Source organism: Pantoea sp. YU22 (assembly GCF_003970755.1).
Classification (GTDB): domain Bacteria; phylum Pseudomonadota; class Gammaproteobacteria; order Enterobacterales; family Enterobacteriaceae; genus Pantoea; species Pantoea piersonii.
Map to the genome: position 1 here is coordinate 79,600 of NZ_RYDU01000013.1, position 13,780 is coordinate 93,379.

General features: G+C 49.9%; 15 protein-coding genes. 14 read left to right on the forward strand and 1 reads right to left on the reverse strand.

Annotation, left to right across the window (positions count from 1 at the left end):
* Positions 1-32: 32 nt before the first annotated feature.
* The 3 genes from EKL29_RS16820 (at position 33) to EKL29_RS16830 (ending at position 2,545) form a co-directional block, all read left to right on the forward strand.
* On the forward strand, positions 33-1,253 hold the full coding sequence (locus EKL29_RS16820) for a site-specific integrase (protein ID WP_126690257.1): 1,221 nt from the start codon (positions 33-35) through the stop codon (positions 1,251-1,253).
* A complete protein-coding gene (locus EKL29_RS16825; RefSeq protein ID WP_060681332.1) occupies positions 1,253-1,966 on the forward strand; it encodes a hypothetical protein in 714 nt (237 codons plus the stop codon). The genes EKL29_RS16820 and EKL29_RS16825 overlap by 1 nt, the downstream gene beginning before the upstream one ends.
* 372 nt (positions 1,967-2,338) lie before the next feature.
* A complete protein-coding gene (locus tag EKL29_RS16830) occupies positions 2,339-2,545 on the forward strand; it encodes an AlpA family transcriptional regulator (RefSeq protein WP_096072318.1) in 207 nt (68 codons plus the stop codon).
* 30 nt (positions 2,546-2,575) lie between these two features.
* Here the strand turns inward: EKL29_RS16830 and EKL29_RS16835 are convergent, their stop codons facing one another.
* A complete protein-coding gene (locus EKL29_RS16835) occupies positions 2,576-2,764 on the reverse strand; it encodes a toxin-antitoxin system HicB family antitoxin (protein WP_126690258.1) in 189 nt (62 codons plus the stop codon).
* 204 nt (positions 2,765-2,968) lie between these two features.
* Between EKL29_RS16835 and EKL29_RS23570 the strand changes: the two genes are divergently transcribed.
* The 11 genes from EKL29_RS23570 (at position 2,969) to lpxP (ending at position 13,724) form a co-directional block, all read left to right on the forward strand.
* On the forward strand, positions 2,969-3,079 hold the full coding sequence (locus tag EKL29_RS23570) for a host cell division inhibitor Icd-like protein (protein ID WP_409339862.1): 111 nt from the start codon (positions 2,969-2,971) through the stop codon (positions 3,077-3,079).
* Positions 3,072-3,428 carry a hypothetical protein gene (locus tag EKL29_RS16845; RefSeq protein WP_126690260.1) on the forward strand — a complete coding sequence of 119 codons (357 nt, stop codon included), beginning with the start codon at positions 3,072-3,074 and terminating at the stop codon, positions 3,426-3,428. The genes EKL29_RS23570 and EKL29_RS16845 overlap by 8 nt, the downstream gene beginning before the upstream one ends.
* A 28-nt stretch (positions 3,429-3,456) precedes the next feature.
* Entirely contained in the window at positions 3,457-3,738 is a 282-nt protein-coding gene (locus EKL29_RS16850; protein WP_126690261.1) for a hypothetical protein, read from the forward strand.
* Positions 3,735-4,112, forward strand: a complete 378-nt coding sequence (locus EKL29_RS16855) for a DUF5375 family protein (protein WP_126690262.1) — start codon at positions 3,735-3,737, stop codon at positions 4,110-4,112. The genes EKL29_RS16850 and EKL29_RS16855 overlap by 4 nt, the downstream gene beginning before the upstream one ends.
* A 9-nt stretch (positions 4,113-4,121) precedes the next feature.
* Positions 4,122-6,794: a TOPRIM and DUF927 domain-containing protein gene (locus EKL29_RS16860; RefSeq protein ID WP_126690263.1), complete on the forward strand. Its 2,673-nt coding sequence runs from the start codon at positions 4,122-4,124 to the stop codon at positions 6,792-6,794.
* Between the two features lie 366 nt (positions 6,795-7,160).
* Positions 7,161-7,889 carry a septation initiation protein gene (locus tag EKL29_RS16865; protein WP_126690264.1) on the forward strand — a complete coding sequence of 243 codons (729 nt, stop codon included), beginning with the start codon at positions 7,161-7,163 and terminating at the stop codon, positions 7,887-7,889.
* Positions 7,886-8,437 carry a phage polarity suppression protein gene (locus tag EKL29_RS16870; protein WP_126690265.1) on the forward strand — a complete coding sequence of 184 codons (552 nt, stop codon included), beginning with the start codon at positions 7,886-7,888 and terminating at the stop codon, positions 8,435-8,437. Before EKL29_RS16865 ends, EKL29_RS16870 begins: the two co-directional genes overlap by 4 nt.
* A complete protein-coding gene (locus tag EKL29_RS16875) occupies positions 8,437-8,715 on the forward strand; it encodes an ogr/Delta-like zinc finger family protein (protein WP_126690266.1) in 279 nt (92 codons plus the stop codon). Before EKL29_RS16870 ends, EKL29_RS16875 begins: the two co-directional genes overlap by 1 nt.
* Positions 8,716-9,344: 629 nt before the next feature.
* Positions 9,345-10,418, forward strand: coding sequence for a dsDNA nuclease domain-containing protein (locus EKL29_RS16880; RefSeq protein WP_126690267.1), 1,074 nt, complete (start codon positions 9,345-9,347; stop codon positions 10,416-10,418).
* Positions 10,415-12,067 carry an AAA family ATPase gene (locus EKL29_RS16885; protein WP_126690268.1) on the forward strand — a complete coding sequence of 551 codons (1,653 nt, stop codon included), beginning with the start codon at positions 10,415-10,417 and terminating at the stop codon, positions 12,065-12,067. Before EKL29_RS16880 ends, EKL29_RS16885 begins: the two co-directional genes overlap by 4 nt.
* Positions 12,068-12,800: 733 nt before the next feature.
* Positions 12,801-13,724, forward strand: coding sequence for a kdo(2)-lipid IV(A) palmitoleoyltransferase (lpxP, locus tag EKL29_RS16890; RefSeq protein WP_120458123.1), 924 nt, complete (start codon positions 12,801-12,803; stop codon positions 13,722-13,724).
* Positions 13,725-13,780 lie beyond the last annotated feature (56 nt).

Here is a 13,780-nt window from a genome sequence, read left to right on the forward strand (position 1 = left end):
TTACCGTTATCGGTTTGGTACAAGCAGGCAGAATGGGAAAGCTAACAGACATACAGATAAAAGCCTGGCTCAAGTCTCAGGATCGGTTTGAAGGACGCTCTGACGGGAACGGATTGTACCTTTGTTACCGCAAAGAGTTCTCGATACCCAAATGGCGCTTTCGCTACAGCTACGGAGGCAAAGCCCGTGCGATGTGGATCGGTTCGTACGGGGATCTATCCTTAGCAAAAGCGCGCGAACGGGCCAGAGAGCTATCGGCAAGAGTAGCTTTAGGCTATGACGTCGCCGGAGAGAAGCAGGAGCGTAAAGCCTCTACGCTTGCCAAAATCGAGAAAGAGAAGAATGCTCGTAGTGTTTCTGACCTTGCGATTGAGTACTACGAGAAACAAATTGTTGGACGCTGGAAACACCCTGATATTCTTCGCAGGCGCATTGAAAAAGATATCAATCCTCACATAGGCAACATAAAGGTTGAAGACGTTAAGCCTGGTGATATTGATAAAATGTTGCAAAGCATTGTTCAACGCGGCGCGCCAACTATCGCTAATGATGTATTACGTTGGATAAAGCGCATATTCAACTATGGTATAAAACGTCACTACCTGAGTGTTAACCCAGCGGCAGCCTTTGATAACAATGATGCAGGTGGACAGGAAAAATCCAGAGATCGTTTTCTTTCAGAAGAGGAAATTACGTTACTTTTTCGCGCGATGAAAATAGCTAAAGGATTTAGCCGACAGAATGAAATAACTTTTAAGCTACTTTTACTTCTTTGCTGTAGGAAAATGGAACTGTGCTCAGCTAAATGGGAAGACTTTGATCTTGAGGAAGGTATCTGGTATTTAAAAAACACTAAAAATGGCGATAACCTAGATATCCCTCTTCCTAAATTATCTTTAATTTGGCTGAATGAGTTAAAGCAACTTTCTTTAGGCAGTGAATGGGTTCTGCCAGCCAGAAAAATGCAGAACAGGATGATACCTCATATTGCCGAAAGTACACTTCCAGTTGCGCTGGCAAAGCTTAAACCGCATATGGAAGGAGTTGAAGGCTTTACTATCCACGACTTCAGACGAACTGCCAGAACTCACTTGGCATTTTTAAATATCGATCCAGTGGTAGCAGAGCGTTGCCTTAATCATCGCATTAAAGGTGTTGAAGGTATCTACAATAGACATAATTACTTTAATGAAAGAAAATTAGCGCTTAATAAACTGGCTGACTTTCTAGCAGAAATAGAGGCGAAGTTATAATGGATTTTAGTTTCTCAAAAGGTAGCTCCATTGAAAGGCTAACCCACTACCCCCAAATTGAAATAAAGGAATTGGCTAGGGCATTAGCCAATGTTGATCCTAACCTTAGAAACGATGAGTTACCGAAAGATAAAAACAGTATTATCAGTGATTATTGTGTATATCTAATTAGAGTTAACAGGAATTTACACGCTATCCTTAAATCACAAGGAAAGCAAAATGAACTGGATATACTTTATCCTAAAGCAATCGCGACCAATAGCCCCATAGAGGCAAACATCCTTTTCTCATCTTGTTTCATTCTTCTTGAAAAAGATGTAACTCCCGATTTTTTGATTGAAAGATGCACTCAAGCCTTGAGTCAAACATATAAAAAGTATGGTGAATCACTCATTTTTCAGTGTGGCGGCGAAAAGGCAGTTTTAATCGCTAAAGAAAATGTTCAGGACAAGCGTGGTGCCCACAAGAAAAACGAGGAGAATGCATCTCTTCATAAAATTATAGGTTTGCTCGCGATCAATCTCGCTATGGAAAAATCAGCCAGTGGATCGACAAAGTGGATTAACAATGCTGGTTCCCCAAGCATCGAACCTTTGCACAGATTGTTGAGCGATTATGCGAAATCTAATGGCATAAGCCAAAAAGGGATGGGTAAATCTTCTTTTTACGACAAGCTGAGAGCATCTCTTAACTCACTTTATGATGAGGAGTGACGTTTTGTTGCCTGCACTTAGGATGCATTGATATCTCTTCCGGTATCGAAATGTGCCAAACAATGCCTAGGCATTACCTTCGATTGCCCTTTAGTTGCCAATATTGGCCAATAGTGTCGAACCTAAGTGTTTATAAAGGGCAATGAGGTGCAATGAAGTGCAATACAAATCTCTTTAAAATAAGTCACTTATAAATCATAAGTTTAAAAGCCCTCACCTTACCTCTCCAACAGTGATGAATCGATGGAATTCATTTTTTTTGATGGAATTTTCATCTTCTTTATGGAATTCCACTTTCAGTGGAATTCATCAATGTGTCTCCATTAATCTCATCCCACACCACTTGTACTCATTGAGATAGGAGATCCTAATTTGAAGCACACACCTTACGGAATCATCCCTGAAACCGGATTTATCAGACAAAAACAGTTGATGCATTGCCTGCCGTTTTCGTCAGCAACGCTATGGCGACGGGTTGCATCTGGATCATTTCCGAAGCCAGTAAAAATTTCCGCTCGTATTACTGCCTGGCGCGCTGAGGAGGTAAAAGAATGGATAGGGCAGCAGCGTGCACATTGATAAATATGTGGCGGCGAGTCACCGCAAAAATCATCCTTTAGGTTCAATGCCACGACGCCTAAGTTCTTCTCTTGCAACCTCCTTGAACCAGTTGCCGAGTGTGGTTTGGTCTTTGGCAGCTTCAAGATCGAGTTGCTCTCTTAGCTCTGGATTGATGCGGATCTGGAAGGTGGGCGATTTGCCACCGGTTTTAGGAGTGCGATCTTTAACTCTTGACATTGTACGTACCTTTAACTTTAATAAGAACGGTAAGGTACGTACCTTATATAACAAAGCATTTGAAAACAAGCGGCTCTGCAAGGTACTCGCAATACCTCGCAAAGCCTGACCATAAATGAACTTGGGAGTACCCCTATGGCTGCATCAAAGTCTACCTGGATCTTCGCGGCAATCAACCGCTCTCAATTGTCCTGCCGCCCCGTCATGCTGCGTATTACTGCCATTGACGAGCGCAGCGTCCGCAGCCGAATGGCGGCTGATTATATCCTGCTATTTACGGGCCGCCTACCCTGCCGCGGAGGCTGCCATGCGTGAATATCCTCAGAGCGGCGAACGCTGGCAGCATTCACAGCACTGGACGGTGACGATACTGCGATTTACCGATGCACCTGCGTCAGTCGCATCCGTTAACCCTGAGTTCAGTCACGAGGTTCTGTATCGCTACGACAGCGACGGTCAGGTGACCTCCTCCCCACTGGCGTGGTTTCAGGAAAACTATACCCGGCTTGCCGGTGCGCCGCATCGTCTCACCGTCCCGACCAGAGGCAGCGGCGGGTTCAGCCCGTTTAATCTGCATCCCACGGTGAAGTATGAGCGCTGGCGAGAGCGGGCTGCACAGCAGCCTGCGGAGCCTGACGACGGCCACTACTCAAAATTCCTCTGACACACAGCCAGCTTTAACGGAGTAAATCATGACAGTTTCAATCGGGCACAACAGTGCTCAGGGCATCCCCTTGCCTGAAAGCGGTGCATTTGCCGCCTTTACCTACGGCCTGCCGGAAGACGCTTTTGAGAAGCTGACCCGTGCAAAGGAAGCCTGCGACCTGCTCCAGCTCCTGTTTTCCGAGCATTCCTGTCCGGGTTCATTAACCACGCATAGCTTGCCCGGCGTAGCCGCACTGATGGATTACCTGCGCGCCGACCTGACCGACGTTACGCGCTGCTGTGCACTGATTGAGGAGGCCCGCGAATGAAGAAGCCACAGGTATCCGTGTTCCCGCTCGAGCTGACAACGGCACTGTACCGTCGCGCCATCGCTTCCGCATGGCGGGCTAAGCATCTGGCCGACACCGGCAGCGAAATGCGCGGCCCGCACCGCATGACGGTGGAGCGCATCGAAATGGCCATCGCCCTGCACATAGAGAGCGCAATGGTTAACGAGTATGGCGAAGCGCACGGCGCTGCGGCGGCGCTGGCCCTGCTTACCGACATGGTGGTGCCGACGCTCCTGACCGCCCCGCCCGCTCTGACGGTGCGCGGGTATGAGGTGATGGAAGGGCTTTACGCCACGCTTCCGGCGGCGTTTGAATCCTTCTGCGACACCGGCGCGTCGCTGTACCGGCATTAAGGGGGCGTTATGACAGTACAGTCTGTATCACACATCACTGCCGCCGCGCGTGGCCGCTGGCCGGTCATTCTTCAGCTGCTCGGCGTGAACGTGCCCGGCGGCGGCAGGCACGGTCCCTGCCCTAAGTGTGAAGGCAAAGACCGTTTCCGCATGGATGACCTTGAAGGTAGGGGGACGTGGATTTGCAGCCACTGCGGCCACGGCGACGGTCTTGACCTGGTGAAGCTGGTGACGGGCAAAGGCGTAAAGCAGGCTGCGCAGACGGTGGCAGAGGTGCTGGATGTGCGTGACGTGCAGGCTCTGCCGGTTAAGCCTGCCAGAGAAAAAGCCCCGAAGCGCGACATGGCCGCCACCGTCGGTGCGCTGGTGAAGGCCAGCCACAGCGGTGAAAGTGCCTACCTCGCAGGCAAAGGCTTTGCTGGTTATCCGGCCTGCCTGACCGGCAGCGCACAGCGCATCGGCGGCATGGCCTTTCCGGCAGGTTCCCTGCTGCTGCCGCTGACCACGGCAGACGGCGCGGTGACCGGCGCGCAGCTGATTGCCCCCGCGGGGGAGAAAAGCCTGCTGCCCGGCAGCACCATGAAGGCTGCGTTTGTGGCGCTCAGCCCGCTGCCGCATGAACCGCCGGTGCAGGTGGTCATCACTGAAGGCTACGCCACGGCGCTCACGGTAAGCCAGCTGACCGCCGGGTGCGTGGTGGCTGCCATCTCGGCGGGCAACCTGCCGAATGTGGCGCAGGCGCTGCGGGTGCGCTGGCCGGAGGTGAAAATCATCATCGCCGGTGACAACGATTTACAGGATGCGGGTGAGAACCCCGGCAGAGCGTTTGCGGAGAAGGCAGCAAAAGCCGTCAGTGGCTGGGTGAGCCTGCCGCCGGGCGAAATCAAAGCCGACTGGAACGACTTTCACCGGGAGCACGGCGTGACCCGCGCCCGCGAAGCCTTCCGTAACGGTCTGGTGCTGTGCGGTGAAGGCCGCACGCAGCTGCCGCACGGATTCCGGCTGACGCAGGAGTATCTCTGGTATGAAAAGCAGGTGCAGCGCAACGGCGAAACGGAAATCCAGAACGTCAAAATCTGCAACCCGCTGCGCGTCACGGCCATCACCTGCGACGCCGACGGCGGCAACTTTGGCCGCCTGCTGGAGTGGGAGGACACCTGGGGCGAGCGCCGTCGCTGGGCGATGCCGATGGAGATGCTGAGCGGCAGCGGTGAGGAGCTGCGGCGCGTGCTGCTGGTAAACGGCCTGTCGTACATCAGCACCACCGGCGAGGCCCGCGCGCGCCTGATGGAGTACATCTCGCTGTGCAAGCCGGAGCGCCGGGTAACCTGCGTGAGCCGCACCGGTTGGCACGGGCAGGTTTACGTTCTTCAGGACGAGGTGAGCGGCGACGGCGCAGACGGCGTCATTCTTCAGACCACCTCCGTGCAGGGCCGCGACTTCCGCGTGTCCGGCACCGTGGAGGAGTGGCGCGAGCACGTGTCGCGCTTCTGCACCGGCAATTCCCGCGTGGCGTTTGCGGTCAGCCTGGCCTTTGCCGCCCCGCTACTGCGGCTGGTCGGGATGGACGGCGGCGGCTATCACCTCAAGGGGGAATCCACGGACGGCAAGACCACCACCATGAAGGCGGCCACCTCGGTGTGCGGCGGGCCGGACTACTGGCAGACGTGGCGCGCCACCGGCAACGCGCTGGAGGGCTGCGCCAGCCGCCGCAACGACGCAGCCATGATGCTCGACGAAATCCGCGAGGTGGACGGCCGCGAGGCGGGCAACATCGCCTACATGCTGGCAAACGGCCAGGGCAAGGGCCGTGCCGGGACGGACGGCGAGCTGCGCACCCGGAAACAGTGGCGGCTGCTGTTCTTCTCCACCGGCGAGCTGTCGCTGACCGAGCACGCCGCGAAGGCCGGTGAGCGCACGTTTGCCGGGATGGAGGTGAGGATGATCCAGATACCCAGCGATTCCGGGAAGTTTGGCGTGTTTGAGGAGCTGCACGGCTTTGAGAGCGGCAAGGCGCTGGCCGAGCATCTGGAATGGGCCACGGCCAGCTACTACGGCGCGCCGTTCCGCGAGTGGCTGAAGGCGCTGACCGCAGACCTGAACGGGCTGACGGCGCAGGCAAAAACGCTGCTGAAGGAGTACACCGCCGCCCTGACCCCGCAGGACGCGGGCAATCAGGTGGGCCGCGCGGTCAACCGTTTCGCCCTGGTGGCAATGGCCGGAGAGCTGGCGACCCGGCTGGGTATTACCGGCTGGCAGGAGGGGGAAGCGCTGCGGGCTACCCGCGTGTGCCTGAATGCCTGGCTGAAAGACCGCGGGCATACGGCCAACCAGGAAGATATTGCCGCGCTGGAGCAGGTGCGCAGCTTCTTTACCGCGAACCAGTACAGCCGCTTTGCCGACTGGCACGACGAGCGCAACCGACCCGGCAACATGGTGGGCTGGCGCAGGGTAGAGAAAGGCAGTCCCGCGCAGGGAACCGAGGCGGTCACGACATTTTACGTCATGCCATCCGGGTGGAAGGAAATCTGCAGGGGATTTGACCCGCGCAAGGTGGCGCGACTCTGCGCCGACCGGGGCTACCTGATTGCCTCCGCCGACGGCAAGCTACAGACCAGTATCCGCCCGCCAGAGATGAACGTACGCAGGCTGTACGTCTTCAACAGCGAGGTGCCGGGCTGATACAGATGCCTTTGCGTGAGTCTTATTTTTAAAGGGTAACAGGTGTAACGGGTGTAACAGCCGCGTTCAGTAAGGCGTCAGCCTGTTACACCTCTTTCTCGGGTGAGGTGTAACAGGTGTAACGCACTCGTCAGCGCTGTTACACCGTGTTACCCGTCATGTTACACCGGAAGAATAAGAAAAAGTGCTTTTAATTCATCGCTGTAACACCTGTTACCCGTGTTACACCGCAAAAAGAAGGTAAGTCAGCCAGCCGCCCTTTTCTGGCAGGCGTTGTGTCAGGCACGGCACACGGCCCGCACATGGCTCACCTGTGCCAGCCCCGGCACAATTGACTTACTGTAAACGACCACACAGGAAGCCGACATGACCGACACCGCTTTATCCCTTCCCGCCGCCACGCAGGCCGCGCTTGATAAGGTCAGCACCGCAAAGGCGGCATGGATTGAGGCCCGCCGCGTACAGGCCGCTGCCGCTGAAAATGCCGAAACCATCCGCCAGCGCCGTGCGGAAACCGAAGCCACTGCGAACGCACAGAACGACGAGTGGCGCAGGCTGTTTCGGGAAAACAGCGGCGTCATGACGCCAGAAATGAAAAAGCTGCGCGCTGAAGTCGCGCTCGGACGCGAGTCGCTGGAAGAATTTGATGCCATGCTGGCAATCCAGTCTCAGGAAAGTGAGTTCCTGCCGTGGAAAACTGCAGACCGCGCGCATGAATATATCAGCGCGCACAATGATTTGGTGCAGCTGCGCGCCATGCAACTCTGGGAGGAGTTCATGCACGCGCACGGCCAGCAGCTGATTCAGACGCTGAGTCTTCTCAAAATTACCCTGGGTCGTCAGACCAGCATCGGTGTGGGCACAGTGCACTCCGTTAATGACCCAGTTACAGTGCTGAAGAATTTCGTCACCCGTAGCATCACTGACCCCGCACTGGCATGTGACGCGCTGCCGGAAGAGGACGCGGTGTTTAAACTGGCGGGCATCTTTCCTACGCGCGGCGCCCAGGATGACCTCAGCAAAAGCCCGTCTCCGGCAGCACGCAGTAAAATGCTGCGCCGTCGCGAAATGGTGCAGAAGGAGCAGGCACAATGACCGTTGCAACCACACCCGCACAGGCGCTGGAGCAGTTCCGTGCCGCCCGCAGCCAGTGGCAGACGCACCTGAGTAAGCGTCAGGAGGCTGAAACGGCGCTGAATACCCTGCTCACGGCTGGCGAAAATACAGCTGATTACAGTGAGCGGGTGCCGCAACTGCGCGAGCGCATCGCGGTGCTGGGCTGGCAGATTAACTGCGCCGCACGCGAGGGCGTTTATGCACAGCGGATAGTGCTGGAGGCCTGCACGGAGGATGCGCTCAGCGGTTTTATGAACGAACACGGCCCGGCGCTCACCTCCGCGCTGGCCCCGTTCCTCAATGGCCCCGGCGGGCTGGAGGTGGCCGCCCGGCTGCTGCGCAGCGCCGTGGCCCGCGAGGTGCAGCGGGCGCGCCCGGCGGTGGCAGCAGCCTATCAGGACGCGCTGGTCGAAACGGGCCTTGCACCGCAAGCCGATATGCTGCGCGACTGCCAGGGCAGCTACACCCCCGCAGAGCATCTGCGCTTTACGCAGCGCCTGAACCGGCTTCCGCAGGGAGGTGCGTGATGGCTCTCAAATGCCCGGAGTGTGGCACCACCGCCCACACCCGCACCAGCGCCTACGAGTCAGCGACCGTAAAGCGCACCTGGTATCAGTGCCAGAACCTCGACTGCTCCTGCACGTTCACCGCGCTGGAGAGCGTCGAGAAAATCATCATGAAGCCGCAGAAGCCTGCGGAGTCAGAACCCGCAGCGGAAAAGCTGAACGCGGCGCGTCAGCCGCAGACGCTGGGACGCTACGGTTCTGCCAGTACACTGTCTAACCGGCAACAGCCACCCACCTGAAATCTGCCTGCTGAAGTCTGAACCGGCCATTGCGCCGGTTTTTTTACGCGCCTTTTTCCTAGCTGGCTGTCCTGCTTAGGACTGCATGTCTATGCTGCATGAAAACGCATGAGTCTCAGGCACTCAGGAACGTCATATCATCCCAGCCGTGGCGCGGCATAAGCCCCTTCATGCATGTGCATGAAAACCACTCAATGAAGCGGGCAGGCGTGGCGGGGGTACGAGCGCGCGCTACGAGCTGAAGTTTAAAGCCAAGCGGTTACAGCTACTTAAAATATGGTTTGCGCGGATGATCAGGAAGAAACAATGATGGCTTCAAAAAATATCCTTCTAAGCAGGCGTATGCGCGACAATTTTTTGATACGACTCTAAAGATTTTCTGAACAGGGGCGAGTATAAATAGGTATGCATGTGCAGGACTTATGAATTTGCATGCAAATTTTAGCAAACAGATAGGCTTACAGCAGCCAAACTGTCACGGCCCAAGCACAGTCTAGTGCCTGTATAAAAAACGTTCCAGAAGACGGACAGGTATGTCGGGAATAGAATTGCGCGCAGGGACTTATGACACATTTTGAAAGTGATGCCATCAGTAATAAATCGAAATTTCAATAAGATAAGGACTTGTCGTGAACTTAGCAGATGCATTAGTCAATACGCCTCAAGACGAGCGTGGGGGTGAGATTGCAATCCGGGGCTTTGAGTATCAGCGATGCTGGGCAATTGATGAGCTACTAAGCAAGCATAAGAAAAATGAGTCATACGTATTCATTCCCGAATATCATGATGACATCCTTATTCTTGATTCAACCACTCTTCCTAAAAAAGCTATTTTTGCCCAAGTCAAAACCAGAGATAGCCACTGGACTATAACTCCCTTACTTAAAGCAGAAAAACAAGGGAAACTTTCTTTTATAAGTAAACTTTTTAAGCATAAATTTGATTTTGAAAATTACGACACAGAACTCTCTTTTGTTACAAATGCACTATTTAAATTCTTTGATAAGTACGAATTTTCTGGTGAAGAATTAGAAAAAAAGGATAAAGATAAATTATTAGCAGCAGTGCATCAACAATTGACTGGTAAAAAAATAACCGATTTATCTGTGCTTAATTTTAAAACATCAAAATTGAGTCTATTAGACTACGACTCACACTTAATAGGAAAGATATTCGAGTATTTAGAGGACACAGATATCGCTGATTTAGTTAGCGCTCCTGTTTTAAAAAAAACGCTTGTTGATTTATTTGAGAAAAAAACAAGAGTTTCCTCAAGGGAGATAAGATCATTCGATGAACTGATTGATAAAAAAGGGATTAGCAACGAGCTAATTGATAAAATCATTGACAAAATAAAAAATCACAAATCCAATATCCCGGAATGGGAAACTGTGTCTCTATTATTATCCTCTTTAAGTAAAAATGACTTTGAGAAACTCATATATAAAATAAAATATGACGTATTGATTATTAACCTTAAGAACATTAATTCTATTGAGCGTGAGTTTTATAACAAATTTAGAGAAAGAACCACAGAAAAACCCTCTGGAATTCAAGTAATTTCTAAAGTAATTGAAGACACTATCACCTCTCTAGAAAATGAAGATGATGACTTCAAGCAATTGCTTGATGATGACTTTAAATATATAATAGCTTGTTGTGCCATGATTGGAAAATTTTCAGAGGACGAGGCAAAAAAATGAAAAAGGTTTTATTCAAAAGAATAGCCATATTATCCCTTACGGAGCGGAAAGCCTTCTCTTTTGATTTTTCAGAAGGATTAAATTTTATTCATGGTACAAACGACACAGGAAAATCTAGTCTGATTAAAAGTCTTTATTATTGCCTTGGCGGTGATGTAAGGCTTGATGATGGCTGGAAGTCTCAAGAGACGATTACTAAGGTAACGTTGCTCCATGATGGGAAAACCATCAACTTCTTAAGAAAAGCTTCGTTCTTTATTGTCTCAATAATTGAAGATGGCTTGGTGAAAACTGAAAAAAAGTTCAATAAAACTTCCGAGCTGGCTGCTGAAATACAAGGTATTTTCGGATTCAATTTATTGCTTACAATTAAGAGTAATAGAGAAACAGTTTTAGCAAATCCAGCCACATATTACTTCCCATTTTATATTGACCAAGACGAAGGCTGGAGCCATGTTCTTGAGTCTTTTAATGGCCTTAAGATGTATGTTGATTGGCAAAAAAACGCACTTCAATATCATTCTGGTATTAAACCAAAAGAATATTACTCCTTGAATGGTGAGCAGAAAGTATTGGCTGCCAAAATTGCGGAGTTAGAAAAAGAAGAAAGTTTAATTAAAAAAACAAAATCTCGATTTGAACGGCATCTTAACAACGTAAGCTTCGATATAGATCTAGAATACTACATTACTAAAATAGACTATTTCGTACAAAAGTGTGAAGAACTAGAAGCAGAGGAAAGAAGTTTCAGACTTAAAGCTTTAGATTCATATAGCAAAAGGAATTCTATTTCTGATGCGTTATTTAATATTGAGAATGAACACAATAACATCTTTATTGATGATCTTGATGATGTTTCATACGCTATAAAAAAATATGAAATCAACAATAGTAAAATCTCTTTGTTTAGTCAAAAAGCAAAACTGTACGAAGAGAAAATAAAATTAGATGAAAAAATCGCAAACATAAAAAATAAGTTATTGGAGAATAGCAATTTAAGCCAAAAAATAAACTCTATGTTAAGTGATGTTCATGACGACTTTTCAATTAAAGAAATAATTGATTCCGAGGCATATAAAACTGCCGCCCAAGCTTTTGATAAACAGTTATTAGAATTAAAAAAAGACATTGATAAGCTTCTGTTTGAAAAATCCTCTGTAGAAGGAGATATAAAGAAATTCAATAATTTGAAAAGAACTAAAGAAATCAACGGGTTCTTTTTACTAATGCTTAATAAAGCACAGTCAAAACTACAACTTCCGGTATCAAGCAAAGCAACTGTTATTGGTTACAAGTCGTTAACTACAGGAAAAACAGGCAGTAGAAGTCCTCGTGCAATTTTTGCCTATCATTATGCTTTGTTGATGACTATCAATGAATTTTCAAGTTTACCAATTTTACCAATAGTTATAGATTCACCAAAGCAACAAGATTTAGATGATGAGTACACAGAAAAAGTTATCCAGTTCTGTTTGGACGATCTAGCAGCGATATCGCAGGTTATCATAGGTGCAGTTAAACCAGAGCGAAACATGGTTGGCTACCACTCAATTAATCTTAATGAAAAATTTAGTCTTTTAAATAGTGATAAATATCAAGATATTTATGATGAAATAATCCCTACTTTCAATGCAGTTGCCTTTGATTGATGTCTATGTTGATAAAGAATAAATAATCTTCTTAAACCATAATTACGGCCATTTTAGTGAGAGCCTTCGGTACTAAGGAAGTAATGTTACTTCTCACTAAATGGCTGACCATCAAAAATTTGCATTAAACCTGCAATCACGGCCTTCAAGAAATTTAATGGGACTCCATTATGAATTTTATAGCAAAATCAATAAATTGACTTTTTTGGCTAGTATATTCAAAGCGTCACACTTAAGCACCGCCAAAAGCCCACGTACCAATTTATGTACCATTTAAAACAAAAATAATTTAAATCCATATAAATCATATAGATAACTAAATAACTGAATATAGATTCAGAACATCGAGTAACGACGCAGTAAATGCAAACGGCTCGCCTCGCGCGAGCTTTTCACCACTTTTCCATGCTGTCCTGCGTAAATTCTGCGTAAATAACCATAAGCATTCATTTCCGGACCGCTCTAAAATTTAGTGCGTTTGTTGCCTGCTATCACTTTAGTCGTTTTTTAACCTACTGTTTCAAAAAAGGATTTTATTATCCCTGTCATCTCTTCCCGCTTTAATGCCTCATTCGATGAAACATCCATCTCCATATGATTCTGTTGTTTCGCTTTCTTTAGCGGCACTTTTTGCTAATGTGCCGGTCCGATTGACTACAAGCTGTAGCGCCTGGGGAACTTATGGAAGTGCTTCTTTATGCGATACATACATTTCATCACATAAAGGTGCGCTATGAAAAAGACCGGAGCTTTTTGCCGTTCCATGCTGCATCCACGCTACTGGGTTACCTGGCTAGGTCTGGGCATTCTGTGGCTGCTGGTTCAGCTTCCTTATCCTCTTTTAATGCGTCTTGGCGCTAATGCCGGTACGCTTTCTCGTCATTTTCTAAAACGTCGTGAGCGCATTACGCGACGCAATATCGAACTCTGCTTTCCCGGCATTGCTGAGAATGATATTGAGCGCATGATTGCAGGTAACTTCGCTTCGCTGGGTATGGCGCTGGCAGAAACCGGCATCGCCTGGTTCTGGTCCGATCGCGCGGTAAGAAAACTGTTTGAAGTGTCAGGCCTGCAGCATTTGCAGTCCGCCATGGAGCAGAAGCGCGGCGTGATGGTGATCGGCGTGCACTTTATGTCGCTGGAGCTGGGCGGTCGTATCAGTGGTTTGTGCCAGCCGATGATGGCGATGTACCGTCCGCATAACAACCGGGCGATGGAGTGGGCGCAGACGAAAGGCCGTATGCGATCCAATAAGGCGATGATCGATCGGCGCGATCTGCGCGGTATGGTTCATGCGCTGAAGAAAGGCGAGTCGGTATGGTTTGCGCCGGACCAGGATTATGGCCCGAAAGGCAGCGTATTCGCCCCACTGTTTGCCGTTGAGAAAGCAGCGACCACGAATGGCACATTCGTTCTTTCGCGCCTCGCAAATCCGGCGATGTTAACCATCGCGCTGATCCGCAATCCAGATAACTACGGCTACCAGCTGATTATTGATCCGGCACTGGAGAACTATCCTCATACTGATGAGGCCGCTGCTGCCGCCTATATGAATAAAGTTATCGAAAGCCAGATCCTGCGGGCGCCAGAGCAGTATCTGTGGCTGCATCGTCGCTTCAAAACCCGCCCGCCAGGCGAAGCCTCGCTCTACGTTTAATCCACACCGCATCATGAGCGATCATGGTGCGGTTTTTAGCATTGTGCGGCTGGCAT

What these genes read in the sequence shown, in the direction of transcription:
- lpxP (WP_120458123.1), top strand. Translation starts at nt 12,801, where the DNA reads ATGAAAAAGACCGGAGCTTTTTGCCGTTCCATGCTGCATCCACGCTAC.
- EKL29_RS16825 (WP_060681332.1), top strand. Translation starts at nt 1,253, where the DNA reads ATGGATTTTAGTTTCTCAAAAGGTAGCTCCATTGAAAGGCTAACCCAC.
- EKL29_RS16870 (WP_126690265.1), top strand. Translation starts at nt 7,886, where the DNA reads ATGACCGTTGCAACCACACCCGCACAGGCGCTGGAGCAGTTCCGTGCC.
- EKL29_RS16850 (WP_126690261.1), top strand. Translation starts at nt 3,457, where the DNA reads ATGACAGTTTCAATCGGGCACAACAGTGCTCAGGGCATCCCCTTGCCT.
- EKL29_RS16885 (WP_126690268.1), top strand. Translation starts at nt 10,415, where the DNA reads ATGAAAAAGGTTTTATTCAAAAGAATAGCCATATTATCCCTTACGGAG.
- EKL29_RS16835 (WP_126690258.1), bottom strand. Translation starts at nt 2,764, where the DNA reads ATGTCAAGAGTTAAAGATCGCACTCCTAAAACCGGTGGCAAATCGCCC.
- EKL29_RS16875 (WP_126690266.1), top strand. Translation starts at nt 8,437, where the DNA reads ATGGCTCTCAAATGCCCGGAGTGTGGCACCACCGCCCACACCCGCACC.
- EKL29_RS23570 (WP_409339862.1), top strand. Translation starts at nt 2,969, where the DNA reads ATGCTGCGTATTACTGCCATTGACGAGCGCAGCGTCCGCAGCCGAATG.
- EKL29_RS16820 (WP_126690257.1), top strand. Translation starts at nt 33, where the DNA reads ATGGGAAAGCTAACAGACATACAGATAAAAGCCTGGCTCAAGTCTCAG.
- EKL29_RS16845 (WP_126690260.1), top strand. Translation starts at nt 3,072, where the DNA reads ATGCGTGAATATCCTCAGAGCGGCGAACGCTGGCAGCATTCACAGCAC.
- EKL29_RS16855 (WP_126690262.1), top strand. Translation starts at nt 3,735, where the DNA reads ATGAAGAAGCCACAGGTATCCGTGTTCCCGCTCGAGCTGACAACGGCA.
- EKL29_RS16860 (WP_126690263.1), top strand. Translation starts at nt 4,122, where the DNA reads ATGACAGTACAGTCTGTATCACACATCACTGCCGCCGCGCGTGGCCGC.
- EKL29_RS16865 (WP_126690264.1), top strand. Translation starts at nt 7,161, where the DNA reads ATGACCGACACCGCTTTATCCCTTCCCGCCGCCACGCAGGCCGCGCTT.